The organism is Algoriphagus confluentis (assembly GCF_036245625.1).
In the GTDB taxonomy this organism is placed as follows: Bacteria; Bacteroidota; Bacteroidia; order Cytophagales; family Cyclobacteriaceae; genus Algoriphagus; species Algoriphagus confluentis.
In genome coordinates, this window is sequence record NZ_BTPD01000004.1 from 290,921 (window position 1) to 307,343 (window position 16,423).

Below are 16,423 nucleotides of genomic sequence, written 5' to 3' on the forward strand. Positions count from 1 at the left end.
ACGGGCATTTTTCTTCAAAAACCCCAAGGAAATCGTTTGATTTCCTTCATATTTTTTTCAAAAAATATTCATCCATTTTTCCATGCTTTCTCCAAAAAGGTTAACCAATTCCCATGCATTACCTTTTCCACATCTGTCTCGACATAGCCCCTCTTTCTAAGCAAGTCAGGGATTTTTTGCAAATCTGCTATTGTCTCTAAATCGTAAGGAGATTGCTCCCTGCCAAAAGCCCCATCCAGATCCGATCCTATCCCGATATGATTGGCATTGCCGGCAATCTGACATATGTGGTCCAGATGATCCAATACGGTTGAGATAGTCACATTCCGCTCTTTCGGAGTGCTTTTACCTCTCTCCCAACCCGGGCTTAGCATCCAGGCATCGAAGGCTCCTCCGATCACTGCACCCCGATCGATTAAGGCTTTGATCATCTCGTCGGAAAACTGCCGGTTATGATCCACCAGCGCCCGACAGTTGTTGTGACTGGCCCATACTGGTCCCTGATAAATCTCCAAAGCATCCCAAAATGCCAAATCACAGAGGTGAGTAGCATCCAAGATGATCCCGAGCTCATCCATTTTTTTCACCAAGTCTTTTCCTTGCTGAATCAAAGGCGAGGAAGAATCTGTCCCAAAAGCATAGCGTCCCGGTCCATAATGTGCTGGTCCCAAAGCCCGGAGGCCGCTTTCATAGGCTTTTTCCAGGTAATCGAGATTCACAATCGAATCAGCTCCCTCGAGTGAAAGGATAAATCCCACCGGCTTTTCGCTTTTGTCTTCACCCTGATTCCAGTGAGCTAAGTGGGCTTCCAACTCGGCCCAGTTTCGGATTTGGGTCATTTCTCCTTTTTCTACCATGGCTTGATACCAAGCCAATTGACCTTGAGTCTGAGCCCAAGCCTGTTCGGGAGAGTGCCAACCCGGAAGAGGATTTTCCGGTGCCACGAATCGGGCGATCTGTGTCGCCACTACCAGCCCGATATTTCCTTTGCGCAGCTCAGGAAGAGAGACGGTAGCATTGCCTCGGTCGGGTTTGTCTGTCAGGCCTTTTTCCCGGGCATTGATCTCGGCGACAGGTCGGGTGAGGTCCCGATTCCACTCAAGGGCATTCATACTCAGATCGAGGTGCGCGTCTATGGTAAACATGGCTTAGAAGGCTTGAAGGACAAAAACAGTAGGGATTTTATGCAGGTCGACGGGATGGTTTTTCCAGTCTGTGACGGTCTTGGTTTGGATCATTTCATCCGCCGCGGTAAGATTTTTGGCGATGCAAAGCTTGGTTTGAGGAGCCAAAGTCGATAGGAGGTCTTCCAGCAATTGGTTATTTCGGAAGGGTGTTTCCATAAAAATCTGGGCGCGTTTCTCCCGAATAGATTCGGCCTCCAATCTTTTCAAAGCTGTAGCTCTTTCCTTTTTATCAATGGGTAAATAGCCGTGGAAAGCAAAAGATTGCCCGTTGAATCCGGAACCCATCAATGCCAAAAACATGGAACTTGGCCCGGAGATCGGCACAACCTGAATTCCCTTTAGATGGGCATAGGCCACAGCCATGGCTCCGGGGTCTGCGATCCCCGGACAGCCCGCCTCTGAGATCACCCCGATATCTGCTCCATTCATGAGTGGCTGCATCAGTCTATTGATCGATTCAGGCGGAGTGCCTTTATCCAACACCTCCATGTGCACTTCTTCCAGATTCACTCCAAGCTTCAAGCTTGAAATATAGCGTCTGGCAGAGCGGGGATTTTCGACCAAAAAGATCTTGGTATGGGCGATGACATCTTGTACTTGGGGCGAAATCACCCAATGGGCCGTGTTTTCGGCTAAGACATTGGGTATTAAGAAAAGTTTTCCTTTGGGCATTTTATCAGAAAGAGACAATGGGGGCGAAAGTTAAAATTAAACAGGCAAAATCATTACCTTTTTGATCATTATCACCTTCCCTATTACTGATATGAAGATTAGAATACTTACACTCGGCCTATTGTATTTGCTTTCAATCCAAGCCTCTGCCCAAAACCTCAAAGCCCTTGTCGGTGGCACCCTCATCGACGGATTTGGAGGTACGCCGATTCGCAATTCGGTCATTATTGTCGAAGGCGAGCGGATCAAAGCTGTGGGGCAAGTCGGAAGCCTGGAAATCCCGGCAGGTGCAGAAGTTATCTCCACCGAAGGCATGAGCGTGCTTCCTGGACTCTGGGATATGCATGTGCACCTGATGCTCAATGGACACAGCGACTACACCCATTGGGACACGACCTATTTGGACGTATTGGAATCAGTCATCATGCCTTCTTCTGCGCATCAATTATTAATGGCTGGAGTCACAAGTGCCAGAGATTTGGGGGCTCCATTAGAAGCAAGTATTAATGTTAGGGAAAAGATCAACCAAGGTGAGATCCAGGGTCCAACCATTTATGTATCTGGCCCTTTTATCCAAAAAGCACCCTATCCCGGCACGGAAGCCTTCCGCTGGGGAGTGAATGGGGCCGCAGATGCCCGAGCCAAAGTCAAAAAACTCATCGATGCAGGAGTCGATGTGATCAAGCTGATCGATCAGGATCAGATGACCCTAGAGGAAGCCAAGGCCGTGGTCGATGAAGCGCACAAATACGGTAAAATGGTCGTAGGCCACTCCCACCGTCCGGACGAAATCCGCATTGGATTGCAAATTGGTGTGGATAATTTTGAGCACACAGGCTTGAGTTCGGCGCCGGAATATCCCGAAGACATCATGCGGATGATGAAAGAGCGGGCAGCCAAAATGAATTTGGGTCCACTTTTCTGGACGCCAACCGTGGAGGGCCTTTGGAATTACGAATACGTACGCGACAATCCCGAAAAGCTGGACGATCCCTCTTGGCATTTAGGATTACCGGATTCGATTATCAGAGATATTCGGGCTTCTTTGAGATACCCTGGGAGAATGTCCTATTTCCAACTTACTCCCGTAAGAAAACCTACCCTCACCCGCAAATTTGCTCAACTGAAAGAAAGTGGAGTCGTGATGCTGGTAGGAACAGACAGCGGCATTCCGATGAAATTCCACAGTCAAAGCACTTGGAATGAATTGGATGTTTGGGTGAATCAGTTTGGGATGGATCCCTTATTGACGATTAAGGCGGCGACCTACTGGCCTGCGGTAGCCATGAAAGTGGACAAGGACTACGGGACGATCTCTGAAGGAAAATACGCCGACATCATCGCCGTGCGTGGGGACGTACTTCGCTACATCAACCTGCTACAGGACGTGGATCTGGTGATGAAGCATGGGAAGCAGGTGAAATGATCAGTCCCAACAGGCCATTCCAGGGATCAGTCTCAGTGGTCAGTCTCAGGGTACCGGGCGCAACCGGGATAAATTAAAAGGAAAAAGCTGCCTCTTTTAGGAGACAGCTTTTGGACTGATATAGAAATGAAAATCAAGCTTCACTTTGCTGAGTTTTTTTCACTTGGCTGGTGTATAGCCGATCGCGTAAGGTGTCCAGATTTCATAGATTGGCATTCCGGTAGAACTCAAGCCGCTGTGATGCCATTCTCCATCGATGACCTCGAAATCAAAACCCAAACTGGCTCCTACCCGACTGTTGTCTCTGGAGAAAAAGGTAATGTTTTCGGTATATTTCCCATCCTTTGCAGTGTAAGTACCCCCTCCGGTTCCGGAAAACTCCCGGGTTTCGGAATTGAAGGCTACCCATTGGAATCTGCCTCCACTGAGGATTTTAATGGTGCGTCTGGCTCCTGGAGTAGACCGGGAAATCTGATCATCTCTTTTACGTCCGGTAATCACCCAGTTGCCAGTCAAAGCATCCTCATCACTGGAAATCTTTTCCCAAACTTCCACCAGCATCCCATTATTGGTATCAGCCGATAGGGTCAGTTTATTACCGGCAAGCTCTGCTTTGAAGGGAGTCGTAGTTCCCACCTGAAGTGGATTGAGGGTAAAAAAATCCAAGGTTTCGGAGTATTTGCCATTGGCATAGGCGTAAGGTCCTCCGCCTGCACCGATAAATGCATTGTCACTAACATTCTTTACCCCAAAGGCAAAATAATCATCCTGGTAAATCTTGATATATTCCTGTTCCGTAACGGCTTTGCCGTTTTGGCTTGTCAATTTCCAAGCCCCTTCCAGGCTCTGTCCATTAACCCAGGCAAACAAGAACAAAAGCGGAAAAACAATTAATTTTTTCATGGCTAAGGCTTTTTAGATTGTTTTATTGAAATTCCCGATTCGGAGTCAGAAATCCAAAAGAAATTTGGTGATCGGAAAATTCTGGCCTAAAGCAGGAAGAAATGAGGGAGTTTCAGCTGGGAAACAGTAAAAAAGACATTTGGGAAATGATCCCGGAGAGGAAAATCAAAAAGGTTCGGCTTGGGGATAAAGAGGTGGCTGTCCTTAGGCTGAAGGATACAATTTATGCCTTTGAACCGTTTTGCCCCCATCGAGGCGCTTCTCTACTCACCGCTTTCACCAATTCAAAAGAAGAAATCATCTGTCCCTTGCATCAGTATCGGTTTGACCTAAAAACAGGGCAGGTAAAAAGTGGGTATTGCAGAGAAATGGAGGTTTATCCCTGTAGCTTAGGCGAAAATGGACTCACCATCACCATCCCCCAATGATTAATGCAATTTGCTTCCGTTGGGCACGGGCCTTTCCACCGATGCCAAGATAATTCCTCCCTCGGCAGCAGTAAATCCTGTGATTAAAATTTCGGACATAAAATCCGCGATTTGTCTTGGCTTAAAATTACAAACGCAGATCACCTGTCTGCCAATCAAACGCTCCGGAGTATACCAATGAGTGACCTGTGCGGAGGACTTTTTAACTCCCAATTCCTCGCCCAGATCAACCCAAATTTTATAGGCAGGTTTTCGCGCTTTTTCAAAATTTTCTACTTGAATTATCGTTCCAACTCTCAAATCCACTTTGTCGAAATCTTCTAGGTCAATCGTTTGCATAGCCAAAATTTTTGCTAATTTTACAAACCTTTCTCAATTACCCCAGTTAAATAAAGGTAAATCCAACTTATGATGTCAAAGACAAACACCACCTTTTTAAAAAGTTTCGGTTTGTTTTGCTTGGTCTCTTTTGGGATGGTTTCATTTTCTCAGGAAGCTTTCGCCCAAGGTGAACAGGAAAAAGTAGAGGAGAATGTACCCAGAATCATGGACAGGCCGTCTTCAGCAGAGGATGCATCTTCCACTCAAGACATTTCAACCGTTCTTGCGCCTGAGGGTACCCGAATAAAACCTATTGTAAAGACTTCGACTCCGGTCAAAAAAGAAGCTTCCGAAAAAGAGGCAAAAAAAACCGAATCTCCCTCCACCCTGTCGTTTAATCTATTTTTATACGTGGTGGATAAATTTAAAGAGAATAACCAAAGGGCAGATTGAAATCCAAGGTTTTAAAAAATTAAAAACCCGCAAAGAAAAATCCTCTTTGCGGGTTTATTTTTTCCATTGCTTTCCCCTTTGCTTTCAGAAAAACGACCTTTAGGTAAATACCTATCCGGAGGTACCTGGAAGGTTTGACTGCCATCCGTGGATGATTTTCAACTTAATTTCACCAGAAATTTTCTTTAAAGGCATGAATGGGAACAATCGCATTTTTTCCATTCTTTTCAATTCTCCTTCAAAAAAGTCTCAAGGTCCTTGATACTCATTCTTCCTTCGTAGTAAGCTCTTCCGAATACTGCTGCGTGAACGCCCATGTCCCTGAGTCTTCGGAAATCATCCACATTTCGAACACCACCGGATGCTGCCAAATTGATTGTGGGAAACTTTTTAAGGATCTCCTCATACAATTCAAAATTTGGACCTTCCATCACACCGTCTCTGGTTACATCCGAACATTTGAGGAACTTCAGTCCACGCTGATAGAAATAATCAATATGATCAAAGAGGTCAATCTCGGTTTTCTTCAGCCAACCTTTGATTTTTATTTTATGGTCTTGGGGATTGGTGTCCGCCGCTAAGTTGATTTTTTCTCTACCATAAGAGAGAATAAACTGCGCAAATCTTTCGGGGTGATTGGCTGCAGCTGAAGCGATGGTAACCGTCTTGGCCCCGAATTCAAAACACTTGATCACATCTCCGTCTGTGGAAATGCCTCCGGTAAAATCCACTTTCAGGTCAGTATATCCTGTAATTGCTTCAAGGATGTGGTAGTTTTTTGGCTCAGCCCTCCTTGCTCCATCCAAATCCACCAAATGAAGTCGCTTAATCCCTATTCCTTCAAACGCTTGGGCAATCTCCAAGGGATTGTTGGATATGACTTCTTCAGTGGAAAAATCCCCCCTTTTGAGGCGTACGCATTTTCCGTTGATTAGCCAAATAGATGGAATTATCTCGAACATGGGTTAAATTATTTTTCAGGTTAAGACTTAGAGCTTTTTTCAGTGCAGAGGATAAATATACAATCCCAAAATGATCCTAACTGCAATTTTTGTAGAAATGATTCATTTTTTAAATCAAAAAGCCATTGGAGCCTAAAAATTATCAATAAACCATTCAAAAAATAATCATAATCTCAATTTTCCAATTCTCCCACCCGATCCTGAGGCCCAAATTACACCTTGATCTATGGAGGATTTGACCGCATGAAAACCGATTTTAGAAAACGAAATCCAAGTATCTCCCATGTCCAAGGAATAGTCTGATCCGGAGGGCCCCACCGCAACCACGGTCTTATTTCCCTTCCAATAAGCTACTCCTGATCGATATCCTAGGGGAGAAACCTTAGGAATTCTGAAGCCAGACCTCAACGACAAAACTGCATTGCCTTCTCTGGAGTCTGGTAGTGTATAATCTCCTCCCACCAAAATAAGCCCATATTTGGCCCCTGAAATGGCAAAAACACCTTTTGCACTTTCCCCTTGGGCCATGAGATCGAGGTCCTGGACAGTCCAAGACTTATCCAGAACAGAATATAGGTGCAGACGGCTGAAAGTACCCCCAGTAGCAAAAATCACCTCCTCAGTAGTCGAAATCAAAGAGGAAGAACTTGCAGCAAATGCGGCCTCTCCATCTAATGCTGCAGGCAAATTTTCCAAAGGTCTCCAAGTCTTTCCTCTATCCGAACTCCCTAAAATCATCCACTTTCCTCCCACAGGGTCTCCCAAAACATAACCTACATCCCCCGAAAAATAGATTGCGTCAAAAAAGGCCTCTTCTCCTTCCCTATGGACAAGGTTCCAGCTTTTTCCTCCATCCTCAGTCCGGTAAATTAAAGCAGGCTGTCCGGCAGATGCTACCACAGCATGGAGCTCATCCCAAGCGTAAATGGATCGAAAATCCACCGTGTCCAAACCAGCAATAACTCCGTTTTCCCAGGTTTTACCTCCATCTCTGGTCTTCAGCCAAGTGCCACCGCTTCCACTTGCCCAGCAGATTTGGTCGGAAACAGGGGAAAGCCCTCGCAGGGAAGAAGTTACAGGAGTTTGAAACTCTTCCCAGCTTGGGCTTTGGCTAAAAAGAAAATTGGATATCCCGAGAAATAAGAGACAAAATGAAAGTATTCTCATGAAATATCTACTTTCCTATAGGCCTCAATCAGGGCTAATTCTCCCTCTTTTCCGGGCTGCGCATTGCCATGCTCCATCCCCAAGATTCCATCAAAACCCTTATTGTTCACCCATTGAAACACATGGGAATAATTGATCTCCCCGGTTCCCGGTTCTTTTCGGCCCGGATTATCCCCGATTTGGATGTAGGCGATCTCGCTCCAGGTCTTCTCCATGGTGGCAATCAGATTTCCTTCATTTCTCTGCATATGGTAAATATCATAAAGGATCTTGCAGGATGGACTTCCGACTGCTTTACAAATCATGTAGGTCTGATCTGCATGACGGAGAAAAAGGTCAGGATTATCACTCAGGGGCTCAAGAACCATAGTCAGGCCGTGAGGTTCAAATATCTCAGCGCCTCTTTTCAAAGCTTCAATCACATTGCCCGTCTGTACCCCCATGGGAAGATTTCTCTCAAAATATCCCGGCACCACAGTCATCCATTTGGCATTGACCCGCTTGGCAGCCTCCACAGAATCCCTACAGGTTTTCAGAAAAGTGTCCAAAAATTCCTGTTTGCCGGTGGTCAGTGAGACTTTCCAGTTGTCTCCTCCATCTATCACAAACACGCCCATTCTCATACCCAAATCATTCAAGGTCTTTCCTATCAATTCCTGGTCCGCTACGGTGCGCTTCAAAAGTCCATTGTCCTCAAGTGAACGGAATCCCTGATCAGCCATAAACTTCAGCTCATCCACCATTCCTCCCGGCGCATGATTTTTAAACATGCCAAAATGAGGGGCAAAATCCATTTTGAAGGGAGCTGCTTTCCTTTTTTCCTCTGCCAGCGCAGAAATACTGACCGCTCCGGCAGCGCTGAAAAGAGCTGTCCCGAGCCCCATTCTTTTGATAAATCCTCTTCTTTCCATATCAGATTACTTGAGTTTTTCCAGGGATTGCATGCGGATAATATCCATCGGCATTCGGCAAAAGCTTAGGCTGGGCATCCCAGGCCAGTTTTTCAGGGAAAAGATCCACAGAACCATTCATGGCCTCTTCCCAGGTAAGGACTTTGCCAGAATAGGTGGCATATCTTCCCATGATAGCTGTCATGGTCGACTTGGCTGCATTTTCTGCATCGGCAAACTTATATTCTCCCTTTACCAAAGCAGCCCAAAGCTCATCATGCTCTTGCTGATAGGGATTGGGTTGATTTTCCCGGTCATGGGTATAAATGGAATTCCCCTTCCAATCGGTCATGATGCCGTGATTCCCCGCACTGAGATATACTTTTCCCTTGGTGCCTTGGAAGCTTTCGTCTACCCGGTTTGATGCACCGGGGAAGTGTCGGCACTCGGAGTGGATTACCGAACCATCTGCATAGGTAAAGGTGAGCACATGATGGTCAAAAATCTCGCCATGGTCTTTTCCTGTTCGAATTTGACGACCGCCGGTACCTTCAGCTTTGACCGGATAGGCATTTTTTACCCAGTTGGCAATATCAATATTATGGACATGCTGCTCCACGATATGATCCCCGCAGAGCCAGTTGAAGTAGTACCAGTTTCGCATTTGGTATTCCATTTCGGTCTGCTCAGGTTTTCTCTCCCTCACCCATACACCCCCGTCATTCCAGTAGACCTGTCCACCGGTAATTTCGCCCAAATCTCCGTTATGGATTCTTTTGATGACTTCCCTGTAGTTGTTTTGATAGTGACGCTGAAGTCCGACGACCACATTGAGCTTTTTAGCCTTTGCCTCTTCGGCTGCCGCCAAAACCTTTCGGATACCCACAGCATCCGTGGCCACCGGCTTTTCCATAAAAATCTGCTTGCCCTGCTTCACCGCCTCTTCAAAATGCTGAGGGCGGAATCCCGGAGGTGCTGCCAAAATGACCACATCAGCCATGGCAATAGCTTGCTTGTATCCTTCAAATCCTACAAACAGGGTATCCGGACTTACTTTGACTTTTTCCGATCCGTATTTGGTGGAAATGGCTTTGTAACTATTGTCCAACCGGTCCTGAAAAGCATCGGCCATAGCCACCAATTGGATAGGATGGCCTGTCTCAAATGCCTGGAAGACTGCACCGGTTCCTCTTCCTCCGCATCCGATAACGGCCAGCTTCAGGTGATTGTCCGGAGCGGCAAAAGCACCGGGTACGAGGAAAGAAGGGGCCATCATCCCACCAGTCACCAAGGCGGATGCTTTGATAAAGTCCCTTCGGGAATTCAGATTTTTCATATGTAGGTTGTTTTAGGTTGTCAATAATCAGCGATGGGTTCTTGATTGAAATAGGCCTGAATCTCAGCATCAGAAGGAGGGTTCAGGGGCCTCACTACCCGCAAACCCATGAACGGTGCCTCTGGAAACCACCATTGGCTTTTGGGAATCTGCGGGTCAATCCGTTTCCAGTACGGATCAGAAGCCGACCGGTAAGCAGATCCGATTTGATCTTCCGGTGTTTTGAAACTTCCTCCTCTCACCGAATGCGGATATAAATTAGCCGGCTTATTTACCGGATTGTCCTTGGGTGACCTGCTGTAGAATTCAGGATCGTACTGGTCTATCGTCCACTCCTGCACATTTCCATAAATATCGTAGATACCCCAAGGGTTCGGCTTTTTAGTTCCTACAGGGTGTGTTTGTTCGCCGCTGTTGGAAGCAGTCCAAGCATACGAATCCAATTCCTGGCTATCCTCACCGAAGAAAAAGCGGGTGTTCGATCCAGCCCTTGCCGCATACTCCCACTCCGCCTCGGTAGGAAGTCTATAGAAGATTCCTGTTTTCAGATACAGCCAATGACAAAACTGAACTGCTCCGTATTGAGTCATACCCACCGCAGGTTTTCCTTCTTTGCCCATACCAAAAGTCATATCCAAATAGGGTAAGCTTGGCCGGGTCAACCCATCAACCTGGGCTTCTACTCCCCCCTCAGTCATGCTTTCCTCAAAATTTTTATCCAAAAAAAGCTCAAACACATCCCAAGTGACTTCATGAGCACCGATCCAAAACGGATCAATCTTGACCTCATGAGCAGGATTCTGATCTGAAAAATCAGGGGAATCGGAGCCCATTTTGAATGAACCTCCGGGGATGGGGACCATTTGGAACTCCAAAGAAGTACCGGCAATTTTCTGAGCATAGGCTTCAAAATCCAACTGATCATTGAGCCGGAAGCTCAGGAAGGAAAAAAAGACAAGAATCCAGATTTTTTTCATGGAAGAGAACAACAGTTATTTATTCGGGGGGGATCACATTCTTTTTACTACCTCTTTTTTGGGAATTCTCAGGGACCACATTCCTCTCAGATCTCCGACTTGGTGCCCTTTGGCCTGATCCTGCGGATAAAGCTCAGCCAGTTTTGCAAGGGTTTCGGAATTGATGTCTCTTCCGGGATCCCCATGGCAGCTTAAGCAAAGTCCGCCGGGAATTACGATCGGTTTGGTGTAAAGGAAAACCTCACCGCCTTCGATTTTTTGGATGTTGGGATCACTTTTAATTCCATTTTCCGCATTGTATTCATAGGCCTCCAAAATGGGCTGTTCTTGGGGGTCTGGCTGGTCAGCAGGGTTTCTGTACCGATTGGATGCGCGCTTGATAGCTACTCCGTGGACCTTCCCTACTTCGGTGAGGATTGGAAATGCACTTACGCTACAGAATTCAATAGCTCCGGGTACTCCTCTTTCTGAGATGGCATTTTGAAGCTGGGATATTAATTCCATTTGAGCTTCTGTGGAAATCGAATCCCCCCAAATCATGGCCTCCTCCAGAATCTCTGCCTCGGAAAGCTTTTTTACCTCCATGTTTTTATTGACCTCTTCAAATACTTCCTTAGAAACTCTTTCCCCTCCTCCGCAGGAAGTAAAGCCAATCAAAACCAGAAAATATTTCGCTATTTTTCTCATCACATTCTATTTTACGACTTAAATTAATCTATTCTTGGCTTCATCCGAAACGAAATCAAAGATTCAGTGGATTTTATGCAGCAAAATATTTTTCAAAGAATTTAGGTGTAAATTCAACCCAAGAAGTATCTAGGCTCCATGCGTAAATTCTACTCTCTTCTTTTTATTCTGATTTTTTCTGCCACAATTGGACAAGCACAGACATTCACAAGAATGCAGAGCTGGGGTTTGGATTTTGAGGCTTTAGCCTGGATAGATGAAAATCGGGGTTTTATCGTTGGAGAGGAATTAATTGCCTTCACTGAAGACGGAGGATTGACCTGGAAAGAGGTTTTACAGGAGTTTGATTTTCGATTCAATGATGTGATTTTTTTGAATGAAAATCTTGGATTTGCAGTAGGTGAAGCGGGAAGGATATTCCGAACTATCGACGGGGGGAAATCTTGGATTGCTGTCCCGTCGGGTACAGCCAAGGATTTGCTCAGCATAGAAAAATCAGGAGAAGAAACCCTTTTTGTGGTTGGCGAAGATGGAATCGTCCTCAGGTCAGAAAATGCCGGTCAGAATTGGGCTTCTGTTGATATCGGTATCACATCTAGTCTAAACGAGGTCACCTTCCAACAAAATGGCTTGGGCTTTATCTGCGGTGATCAAGGCAAGATCTCCAAAACCTTAAATGGAGGAGTAAGTTGGGAAACACTTTCTACAGGCATAACGGAAGGCTTAAAGACCATTGAGATTGCTCCTACAGGAAGGGTCTTCGCTGCTGGAGAAGGAGGTAAGATTCTTTATTCGCTAGATACAGGTAAAAACTGGACCCAGGTAATTTCCCCGGTATTGGTAGACTTTCATCAGCTGGCCATCAGCCCTCTGGATCAAAGGATTGTTGTCATCTCAGGCTCGGATAATACTATAATCCGCTCCACCAATTCAGGCCTTACCTTTTCCAGAATCAATACCCCTGCCCAAGGGCTGGGAAGAAGAATTTCCGGGCTTTCATTTAAGCCCGGATTGGGAGTAGTGTATGCCGTGGGTAAGGATGGCTATTCCATTTTTTCCAATAATTCAGGAGGAAGTTGGGCCAACAGACTTTTGGGAAATCGGGTCCATTTTTATTCCCTGGAATTCTTGACTAACACCTATGCCCTTACCGGAGGAACGGGAGGGCGCTTTTTTGTTACCTCCAATTCCTTTTTCACCGTAATCGAAAGAGCACTGCCTGAGCAAATCACCATTAGAAGCCTCGATTTTTGGAATACCAATTATGGTTTTGTGGGAGGCGACGGAGGCAAAATATTCAGAACTTCCAATGCAGGACAAGCTTGGGTTGACTTGTCCTTGCCCTCCTCCCAAGGAGTGAGGGGATTTCATCTATTCCTTCCTGAATTCCCCTATTTGAGTGGAGAAACCGGCCTCATTGCCCGGTCCTCGGGAACAAGTGGCAGCTCTTGGGAACTGTTCCAACAAGGGACTACCAACACCAACCAAACCATTCATGATATTTTGGGGTTTGACCTCACCAATGCCATGGCAGTGGGAGGGCAAGGGTACATCAGCATATCCAATACAGGCAATACTTGGCAGAAAGTGGAATCCGGGACTGTCCAAGATCTGCTTTTTTCAACCCAAATCAACGACTCCTCTGCTATGGTAGTCGGAAAAAAAGGAACAATCCTAAGAACCAGAGATTTGGGCAAAACCTGGAGAAAAATAGAGGTAGAAACCGAAGAAAACTTACTGGGGGTGGATTTTTTTGGTGCTGGAAATGGATTCATTGTAGGTGAAAATGGCCTTTTCCTACTTAGTATTGATGGTGGTGAGTCTTGGAGAAAGGTGGATGCCGGAACTGGACGAAGCCTTCATGCTGTCTTTGCGGTCAATCCCAATCGAGCCTTTGCAGTAGGAGACGATGGAACGGTGATTGGCTACGATTGCGTTCCCCCAGCGGGAAATTTGGGCGAGATCGCAGGAATAAGCACTTCCTGCCTGCAGACTACTACTTACAGCATCTCCGAGTCTCCACAGGCCGGCTCCGAAATACTTTGGAGAGTCGATGGTGGAGAAATCCTGAGCGGGCAAGGCACCGATTCCATAGAAGTCAAGTGGACTATTCCGGGCAGAAATGCGGTTTTGGTCAGTCGTGCCAACTTTTGCGGCGCCGGGCAAACCTCATTTTTGGAAGTCTTGGTATCTGACACTCCTTCCAATACTACTCCGCTCGTTGGTTTAGGCAGTGTCTGTTTGGATGAGCTTACTACGTATTCCCTGCCAAACCGTACCGGAGTCACTTACATCTGGTCGGTAAGCGGAGGAGAAGTGGTCACCGGGCAGGGAACAAATCAGATTCAGGTTCGCTGGACAAGCCAGGGATTGCAAAGCATCCAATTGATACAGGAAAACTTCTGCGGCAAATCCACCGAATTGATTACCCCAGTTCAAGTAGCTATCCGCCCTGAAATCCCAGATGAAATTCAAGGAGAAGTTCTCGTCGGTTTAGGAGAGCAAAGCTATGAAGTTCCCGTTTTACCGGGTCTGGACTACAGATGGACCTTATCCGGAGGGGGAAGAATTCTTTCTGGCCAAGGTTCAGGCAAAATCCAGATAATTTGGGAATCCGAAGGGAACTTCGAGGTCAGTGTAGAAGCTCAAAACGCATGTAATTTCGGACCTAAACAGGTGCTGCCGGTCAAGGTAGATATCATTTCCTCCGTCACAGGAAAAGAACCAAGGGGAGTAATCAAGATTTATCCGAATCCCAGCTTTACAGGCAATCTTACCCTTGAATCCCCCGAATTGGACCAATGGACCTCTTTGGAGCTGTATACGGGTTCAGGGCAAAAGATCCAAGAGCGACCGATTTTCAAGGGTGAACGTATTCTATTCCTCGAAAACTTACCAAGAGGCCTCCTCCTGCTGCGCTTTGTCGGTCCACAGGGCTTCATGCAAGAAAAGATTTTGGTTTTGTGATTTCCCTTTAAAAAATTTTAATCGGAGCGGGTAAATTTATAACTACCCTAACCAAATTTTATTCTGCAATATTAGAATTTTATCAATAAAATTTTTATTTATTCCGAATTTCATTTTGTATAGGGATAATAATCAAAACATTATTTGGATACAGCTTTTTGTTTTATCCAAAACTTTTCTCTCATTTGGTTCAAAATATAAGCCCAATGAACCCAAGAAATTTTCAACCCGAAAGCCTGATGATGTCCTACGGCTACAAGCCTGAGCTATCTGAAGGAGCTATAAAATGCCCGATCTTTCAAACCTCCACCTTCGTATTTAAATCCGCTCAGGAAGGGAAGGAATTTTTTGAATTGGCCTATGGCAAAAGAGAAAAAAATCCGGATGAGCAACCGGGACTCATTTATTCAAGACTCAACAATCCCGACCTTCAAATATTGGAGGAAAGACTTTGCCTTTGGGATGGAGCCGAGAAATGTGCAGTATTCGAGAGCGGCATGTCGGCTATTTCTACTGTACTATTTGAATTCCTCAGACCCGGTGATTCCCTACTTTACAGTATGCCCGTCTATGGTGGTACAGACCACTTTATCAATAAGGTACTTCCTCAGTACGGAATCAAGGGAATCGGTTTTTCACCCGGAGATTCAAAAGAAGAAATTCTAAAAAAGGCAAGAAATAAAGGCGTAAAACTTGTCTATGTTGAAACGCCCGCCAACCCCACCAATGCCTTATTCGACTTAAACCTATGCAGGGAAATAGCCGATGAGCTAGGAACAAAAGATTCCCCAGTATATGTGGCAGTGGACAATACCTATATGGGCCCCCTTTGGCAACACCCCCTCAAGTTAGGAGCTGACCTAGTCTTGTACTCTGCCACAAAATACATCGGTGGACATTCGGATTTGATTGCGGGAGCAGTTTTGGGCAATGCAGACTTGATGCAGCGAGTCCTCACTTTACGGACTTTTTTGGGGAATATGGCAGGGCCGTGGACAGGTTGGCTGTTGATGAGAAGTTTGGAGACTTTGAAAGTACGCATGACCCAGCAGGCTGCAAACGCATCCCAAGTAGCTGACTTTTTAGCTGGTCACCCCAAAGTGGAAAAAGTACATTACCTGGGCCATTTGGAGCCCGGAAGTGACCAATACCGCATCTTCAAAAACCAACTGACCAGCGCTGGAGCGATGGTTTCTTTTGACATCAAAGGTGCGGAAAAAGAGGCCTTCAAATTCCTGGATGCACTCAAACTTTTCCATTTGGCTGTTTCTCTCGGTAGTACAGAATCCCTGGCCGAACACCCTGCTGCCATGACGCATAGTGATGTGAGTGAAGAAGACAGAAAAAACCTGGGAATCTCTGAAAAATTGATCCGGCTATCCATCGGAGTGGAAAACTATCAAGACTTAATCTGGGATATAGAGCAGGCACTGAATCAGGTATAAAAAAAGGGATGAGTTATTCCTCATCCCTAATGACCACGTACTGGAAAATGTCTCCTATTTTCCCTCGTTTGATGTAGGCTTTTTTCAAAATAGCCTCTGGAATGTAGCCGGCTTTTTCCAGTACGCTCATGGATTCCCCGTTGAAATCATAGACTTGGGCAAAAATCCGCTCGATATCAAACTTCTCCAGGATATACTTGGTGTAAAGTTTTACCGCTTCCGTAGCAATTCCCTTTCCCCAATAGGCTTCACCTACCCAAAAGCCCAATTCCACATTGGTTCTCAGTTCGTCTTTGCCCCGCTCTGAACCGATGGCACCGACCAGTTTTCCTTCAAATTCAATGGCAAAGTTTTGCGGGGGATTAAACTTTTGATTATGCTCTATCCAATGCCTTGCATCATGAATGGTATAAGGCTGAGGAAAGCTATCCCGAAGATTCATGGCAATCTTGGGATTGTTGGCGAGTGGGTACAGCTGATGGAAATGAGACTCATTCCAAGTAACTAAATTGATGTCTCTTTCTCCGGAAATGATCATAAAAGTACAGCGGTTATGGGGCTTGAATAGTTCAATATAGGAGGTTTCCCTTGGTAAGACAAAC

The 16,423-nt window shown here is 45.9% G+C and carries 16 protein-coding genes; 5 read left to right on the forward strand and 11 right to left on the reverse strand.

Features of this window, described 5'->3' with window-relative positions; genetic code table 11:
• Nucleotides 1–68: 68 nt before the first annotated feature.
• Together AAA943_RS07780 and AAA943_RS07785 are read right to left on the reverse strand one after the other, a co-directional pair.
• Nucleotides 69–1,145: a dipeptidase gene (locus AAA943_RS07780; protein WP_338223666.1), complete on the reverse strand. Its 1,077-nt coding sequence runs from the start codon at nt 1,143–1,145 to the stop codon at nt 69–71.
• A gap of 3 nt (nt 1,146–1,148) precedes the next feature.
• Nucleotides 1,149–1,859 carry an SAM-dependent methyltransferase gene (locus AAA943_RS07785; protein ID WP_338223667.1) on the reverse strand — a complete coding sequence of 237 codons (711 nt, stop codon included), beginning with the start codon at nt 1,857–1,859 and terminating at the stop codon, nt 1,149–1,151.
• A 91-nt stretch (nt 1,860–1,950) separates the two neighbouring features.
• On the opposite strand from AAA943_RS07785, the gene AAA943_RS07790 reads away from it, so the two are divergent.
• A complete protein-coding gene (locus tag AAA943_RS07790; RefSeq protein ID WP_338223668.1) occupies nt 1,951–3,285 on the forward strand; it encodes an amidohydrolase family protein in 1,335 nt (444 codons plus the stop codon).
• A 159-nt stretch (nt 3,286–3,444) separates the two neighbouring features.
• Here AAA943_RS07790 and AAA943_RS07795 read toward each other — a convergent pair whose 3' ends face one another.
• The gene (locus AAA943_RS07795; protein WP_338223669.1) at nt 3,445–4,188 is read right to left on the reverse strand and encodes a hypothetical protein; all 744 of its coding nucleotides are present in this window, start codon (nt 4,186–4,188) and stop codon (nt 3,445–3,447) included.
• Between the two features lie 101 nt (nt 4,189–4,289).
• Here AAA943_RS07795 and AAA943_RS07800 point away from each other — a divergent pair, with 101 nt between their 5' ends.
• Complete coding sequence (locus AAA943_RS07800; RefSeq protein WP_338223670.1) at nt 4,290–4,616, forward strand: Rieske (2Fe-2S) protein; 327 nt, start codon at nt 4,290–4,292, stop codon at nt 4,614–4,616.
• Here the strand turns inward: AAA943_RS07800 and AAA943_RS07805 are convergent, their stop codons facing one another.
• Nucleotides 4,617–4,955: a tRNA-binding protein gene (locus AAA943_RS07805; protein ID WP_338223671.1), complete on the reverse strand. Its 339-nt coding sequence runs from the start codon at nt 4,953–4,955 to the stop codon at nt 4,617–4,619.
• 72 nt (nt 4,956–5,027) lie between these two features.
• Here AAA943_RS07805 and AAA943_RS07810 point away from each other — a divergent pair, with 72 nt between their 5' ends.
• Nucleotides 5,028–5,390, forward strand: a complete 363-nt coding sequence (locus AAA943_RS07810) for a hypothetical protein (RefSeq protein ID WP_338223672.1) — start codon at nt 5,028–5,030, stop codon at nt 5,388–5,390.
• Between the two features lie 227 nt (nt 5,391–5,617).
• Here the strand turns inward: AAA943_RS07810 and AAA943_RS07815 are convergent, their stop codons facing one another.
• The 6 genes from AAA943_RS07815 to AAA943_RS07840 all read right to left on the reverse strand — a co-directional run bounded on the left by AAA943_RS07815 (nt 5,618) and on the right by AAA943_RS07840 (nt 11,409).
• The gene (locus tag AAA943_RS07815; protein WP_338223673.1) at nt 5,618–6,352 is read right to left on the reverse strand and encodes a 1-(5-phosphoribosyl)-5-[(5-phosphoribosylamino)methylideneamino]imidazole-4-carboxamide isomerase; all 735 of its coding nucleotides are present in this window, start codon (nt 6,350–6,352) and stop codon (nt 5,618–5,620) included.
• Nucleotides 6,353–6,517: 165 nt separating this feature from the next.
• Nucleotides 6,518–7,519, reverse strand: a complete 1,002-nt coding sequence (locus AAA943_RS07820) for a WD40/YVTN/BNR-like repeat-containing protein (protein WP_338223674.1) — start codon at nt 7,517–7,519, stop codon at nt 6,518–6,520.
• Nucleotides 7,516–8,430: a hydroxypyruvate isomerase family protein gene (locus AAA943_RS07825; RefSeq protein ID WP_338223675.1), complete on the reverse strand. Its 915-nt coding sequence runs from the start codon at nt 8,428–8,430 to the stop codon at nt 7,516–7,518. Before AAA943_RS07825 ends, AAA943_RS07820 begins: the two co-directional genes overlap by 4 nt.
• A 1-nt stretch (nt 8,431) precedes the next feature.
• Entirely contained in the window at nt 8,432–9,745 is a 1,314-nt protein-coding gene (locus tag AAA943_RS07830; RefSeq protein ID WP_338223676.1) for a Gfo/Idh/MocA family oxidoreductase, read from the reverse strand.
• Between the two features lie 20 nt (nt 9,746–9,765).
• The gene (locus AAA943_RS07835; RefSeq protein WP_338223677.1) at nt 9,766–10,722 is read right to left on the reverse strand and encodes a formylglycine-generating enzyme family protein; all 957 of its coding nucleotides are present in this window, start codon (nt 10,720–10,722) and stop codon (nt 9,766–9,768) included.
• A 33-nt stretch (nt 10,723–10,755) separates the two neighbouring features.
• Complete coding sequence (locus AAA943_RS07840) at nt 10,756–11,409, reverse strand: Tll0287-like domain-containing protein (RefSeq protein WP_338223678.1); 654 nt, start codon at nt 11,407–11,409, stop codon at nt 10,756–10,758.
• Nucleotides 11,410–11,547: 138 nt separating this feature from the next.
• On the opposite strand from AAA943_RS07840, the gene AAA943_RS07845 reads away from it, so the two are divergent.
• Complete coding sequence (locus tag AAA943_RS07845) at nt 11,548–14,376, forward strand: YCF48-related protein (RefSeq protein WP_338223679.1); 2,829 nt, start codon at nt 11,548–11,550, stop codon at nt 14,374–14,376.
• Nucleotides 14,377–14,582: 206 nt separating this feature from the next.
• Nucleotides 14,583–15,821: a cystathionine gamma-synthase family protein gene (locus tag AAA943_RS07850; RefSeq protein WP_338223680.1), complete on the forward strand. Its 1,239-nt coding sequence runs from the start codon at nt 14,583–14,585 to the stop codon at nt 15,819–15,821.
• 13 nt (nt 15,822–15,834) lie between these two features.
• Here the strand turns inward: AAA943_RS07850 and AAA943_RS07855 are convergent, their stop codons facing one another.
• The gene (locus tag AAA943_RS07855) at nt 15,835–16,359 is read right to left on the reverse strand and encodes a GNAT family N-acetyltransferase (RefSeq protein WP_338223681.1); all 525 of its coding nucleotides are present in this window, start codon (nt 16,357–16,359) and stop codon (nt 15,835–15,837) included.
• Nucleotides 16,360–16,423 lie beyond the last annotated feature (64 nt).

What these genes read in the sequence shown, in the direction of transcription:
- AAA943_RS07780 (WP_338223666.1), bottom strand. Translation starts at nt 1,145, where the DNA reads ATGTTTACCATAGACGCGCACCTCGATCTGAGTATGAATGCCCTTGAG.
- AAA943_RS07785 (WP_338223667.1), bottom strand. Translation starts at nt 1,859, where the DNA reads ATGCCCAAAGGAAAACTTTTCTTAATACCCAATGTCTTAGCCGAAAAC.
- AAA943_RS07790 (WP_338223668.1), top strand. Translation starts at nt 1,951, where the DNA reads ATGAAGATTAGAATACTTACACTCGGCCTATTGTATTTGCTTTCAATC.
- AAA943_RS07795 (WP_338223669.1), bottom strand. Translation starts at nt 4,188, where the DNA reads ATGAAAAAATTAATTGTTTTTCCGCTTTTGTTCTTGTTTGCCTGGGTT.
- AAA943_RS07800 (WP_338223670.1), top strand. Translation starts at nt 4,290, where the DNA reads ATGAGGGAGTTTCAGCTGGGAAACAGTAAAAAAGACATTTGGGAAATG.
- AAA943_RS07805 (WP_338223671.1), bottom strand. Translation starts at nt 4,955, where the DNA reads ATGCAAACGATTGACCTAGAAGATTTCGACAAAGTGGATTTGAGAGTT.
- AAA943_RS07810 (WP_338223672.1), top strand. Translation starts at nt 5,028, where the DNA reads ATGTCAAAGACAAACACCACCTTTTTAAAAAGTTTCGGTTTGTTTTGC.
- AAA943_RS07815 (WP_338223673.1), bottom strand. Translation starts at nt 6,352, where the DNA reads ATGTTCGAGATAATTCCATCTATTTGGCTAATCAACGGAAAATGCGTA.
- AAA943_RS07820 (WP_338223674.1), bottom strand. Translation starts at nt 7,519, where the DNA reads ATGAGAATACTTTCATTTTGTCTCTTATTTCTCGGGATATCCAATTTT.
- AAA943_RS07825 (WP_338223675.1), bottom strand. Translation starts at nt 8,430, where the DNA reads ATGGAAAGAAGAGGATTTATCAAAAGAATGGGGCTCGGGACAGCTCTT.
- AAA943_RS07830 (WP_338223676.1), bottom strand. Translation starts at nt 9,745, where the DNA reads ATGAAAAATCTGAATTCCCGAAGGGACTTTATCAAAGCATCCGCCTTG.
- AAA943_RS07835 (WP_338223677.1), bottom strand. Translation starts at nt 10,722, where the DNA reads ATGAAAAAAATCTGGATTCTTGTCTTTTTTTCCTTCCTGAGCTTCCGG.
- AAA943_RS07840 (WP_338223678.1), bottom strand. Translation starts at nt 11,409, where the DNA reads ATGAGAAAAATAGCGAAATATTTTCTGGTTTTGATTGGCTTTACTTCC.
- AAA943_RS07845 (WP_338223679.1), top strand. Translation starts at nt 11,548, where the DNA reads ATGCGTAAATTCTACTCTCTTCTTTTTATTCTGATTTTTTCTGCCACA.
- AAA943_RS07850 (WP_338223680.1), top strand. Translation starts at nt 14,583, where the DNA reads ATGAACCCAAGAAATTTTCAACCCGAAAGCCTGATGATGTCCTACGGC.
- AAA943_RS07855 (WP_338223681.1), bottom strand. Translation starts at nt 16,359, where the DNA reads ATGATCATTTCCGGAGAAAGAGACATCAATTTAGTTACTTGGAATGAG.